The sequence below is a fragment of the Microcystis sp. M_QC_C_20170808_M9Col genome (assembly GCF_007095495.1).
In the GTDB taxonomy this organism is placed as follows: Bacteria; Cyanobacteriota; Cyanobacteriia; order Cyanobacteriales; family Microcystaceae; genus Microcystis; species Microcystis aeruginosa.
In genome coordinates this window covers 1-2,643 of record NZ_SFBZ01000259.1, presented here as the reverse complement: position 1 = coordinate 2,643, position 2,643 = coordinate 1, and the positions used below count along the sequence as shown (strand labels likewise).

Annotated in this window: 3 protein-coding genes; 1 reads left to right on the top strand and 2 read right to left on the bottom strand. The window is 47.0% G+C overall.

Annotation, left to right across the window (positions count from 1 at the left end; translation table 11 throughout):
• Nucleotides 1–109: 109 nt before the first annotated feature.
• Nucleotides 110–946, bottom strand: a complete 837-nt coding sequence (locus EWV68_RS15565) for an Rpn family recombination-promoting nuclease/putative transposase (RefSeq protein WP_287170345.1) — start codon at nt 944–946, stop codon at nt 110–112.
• Nucleotides 947–1,176: 230 nt separating this feature from the next.
• On the opposite strand from EWV68_RS15565, the gene EWV68_RS15560 reads away from it, so the two are divergent.
• A complete protein-coding gene (locus EWV68_RS15560) occupies nt 1,177–2,271 on the top strand; it encodes a 6-bladed beta-propeller (protein WP_287170344.1) in 1,095 nt (364 codons plus the stop codon).
• Between the two features lie 64 nt (nt 2,272–2,335).
• Here the strand turns inward: EWV68_RS15560 and EWV68_RS15555 are convergent.
• The coding region (locus EWV68_RS15555; protein WP_502705776.1) for an Rpn/YhgA-type helix-turn-helix domain-containing protein at nt 2,336–2,643 on the bottom strand (308 nt) is incomplete at its 5' end.

The window sequence follows — 2,643 nt, the reverse complement described above, 5'->3', positions numbered from 1 at the left end:
GTCTAATTGTAATTCTGTCGGGTCGAGGACGGTTAAGGAGAGGGGAGAACCCAATAACCAAGTGGCTAGATCATCGGAGAAGTTTTCGGCGATAAATTTACAAATATTATCAAACATCGTGAGCGTTTTGTCTTTGTAATTCCTCGATAGTTGCGGGGGATAAATCGGTAAATTGGGCGATTTCTGGGATAGAAAAACCAGCAGATAGCATTTTTAGGGCAATTTGTCGAGCTTTTTCTTCTTTACCCGCTTGCAATCCTTCTTGCAATCCTTCTTGTCGTCCTTTTTGTAGTCCCTTTTCCTCGCCTTCCTCTCTGCCTTCCTCTAAAATATCTTGATAGATGACGGATTCTCTCATAATGTCACTCCGAAGGATTTTTTTAATCGTCTCTCGATTTAATACTAACCCGGCGAGAATACTGGTAGCGGCAGCGAGATTGCTTTGCACCTGTTTTTGGGAGATAGTTTCTAAAGAACGCGAAACCTGACTTAACACCTGTTCAGGGTCATCGGTATTGCTGAGGACGGCAAAGGGTAATAAACCGGGATGATGGAAAAATTGTGGTGTCTTTTCTTCCCAAAGACGGATGACTTGGAAGGAATGAAAGGTTTCCCCTAGACGGAAGGTATTTTCTTGTACTAGGGGAGAGTCGCTACGTCGCAGATAAATTACCACTTGACGCATTGGTTTTTGGGGATGACGACGATAGACGCGAATGCGATAATCAAGCATTCGGAAAGGAATTTTGGAGTCGGGGTCGGTTTGAAATTCGGTATGGAGAATTAGTTGCTCTGACTGCAAAAAAATCAGAGAATCGGCCCGAATGGGGTCTAATTGTAATTCCGTCGGGTCGAGGACGGTTAAGGAGAGGGGAGAACCCAATAACCAAGTGGCTAGATCATCGGAGAAGTTTTCGGCAATAAATTTACAAATATTATCAAACATCGTCAGGGATTACTTTCCGTTTCTCCTAGGATACCCTCGATCGCCGGTGTTGACATCCTGTATTTGTCGTAACTTTTGCCGAAGAGAATCGTAGCGCGGAATACATTATAGGCAAAATTCAATTCTAACCCTAGACTAATCCCATAGATATGGGTAAATTTGTCACATTTTAACCAGAAATTTCTTGACAATTACTAGAAGAAGGAATAGGTTACAAACAGTTGAATTTTATGAAGCCTTATGTCATTAGCCCAACTTATCAATCACGGGGGGGGGGGGAGAAGCAGAGCTTATCAAAGGCTCGGCTGAAATCCTTTTCCCTAGCCACGGCCACTGCGATCGGATGTATTAGTATCGCCAGCAGTGCCACTGCAGCCAGTTTTTCTTTTTCCTTCGCTTTCGGTAGCTCCGGTTCGGGGAACGGTCAGTTCACTAACCCCTTCGGTATCGCGGTCGGTAGCGGTGGTAATATCTATGTAGCCGATACGGGCAACTACCGCGTACAGGTATTCAACTCCGGTGGTGTCTTCCAGTCCACTTTCGGTAGCTCCGGTACGGGGAACGGTCAGTTCCAAAGCGCCGTCGGTATCGCCGTCGGTAGCGGTGGTAATATCTATGTAGCCGACGAGAGCAACGATCGCGTACAGGTATTCAACTCCGGTGGTGTCTTCCAGTCCACTTTCGGTAGCTTCGGTACGGGGAACGGTCAGTTCAGTAACCCCACCGGTATCGCCGTCGGTAGCGGTGGTAATATCTATGTAGCCGATACGTTCAACGATCGCGTACAGGTATTCAACTCCGGTGGTGTCTTCCAGTCCACTTTCGGTACCAATGGTACGGGGGACGGTCAGTTCAATAACCACACCGGTATCGCCCTCGATAGCACTGGTAATATCTATGTAGCCGATAGGAGTAACAACCGCGTACAGGTATTCAACTCTAGTGGTGTCTTCCAGTTCGCTTTTGGTAGCTTCGGTACGGGGAACGGTCAGTTCAGTGTCCCCTTCGGTATCGCGGTCGATGGCGGTGGTAATATCTATGTAGCCGATTCGGGGAACAATCGGGTACAGATATTTAACTCCGGTGGTGTCTTCCAGTCCACTTTCGGTAGCTTCGGTACGGGGGACGGTCAGTTCAGTGTCCCCTACGGTATCGCTGTCGATAGCACTGGTAATATCTATGTAGCCGATACGTTCAACAATCGGATACAGGTATTCAGTCCGACGAGTCAGCCGCCAGTGTCCACGCCCGAACCTTCTGGTATTATCGGATTAGGCATACTAGGTGGTGGTTTAGTGGTGCTTCGCCTCGCTAAACATCGTTAATCGGTGTGGGGTGGGGAGATGAGTTAAAATTTCCCTAATTCCCCACTCTTTGCGGTTAAAAGCTTTAATTGCGCTGCTGCCTCTGTAATTGCTCGATCGCGTCGGGGGATAAATCGGTAAATCGGGCGATTTCTGGGATAGAAAAACCAGCAGATAGCATTTTTAGGGCAATTTGTCGGGCTTTTTCTTCTTTACCTTCTTGTCGTCCTTCTTGCAGTCCTTCTTGTCGTCCTTCTTGTCGTCCTTTTTCCTCGCCTTCCTCTCTGCCTTCCTCTAAAATATCTTGATAGATGACGGATTCTCTCATAATGTCACTCCGAAGAATATTTTTAATCGTCTCTCGATTTAATACTAACCCAGCGAGAATACTGG

Bases quoted from the DNA above. Each gene is read 5' to 3' on its own strand.
- EWV68_RS15565 (WP_287170345.1), bottom strand. From the start codon at position 946: ATGTTTGATAATATTTGTAAATTTATTGCCGAAAACTTCTCCGATGAT.
- EWV68_RS15560 (WP_287170344.1), top strand. From the start codon at position 1,177: ATGAAGCCTTATGTCATTAGCCCAACTTATCAATCACGGGGGGGGGGG.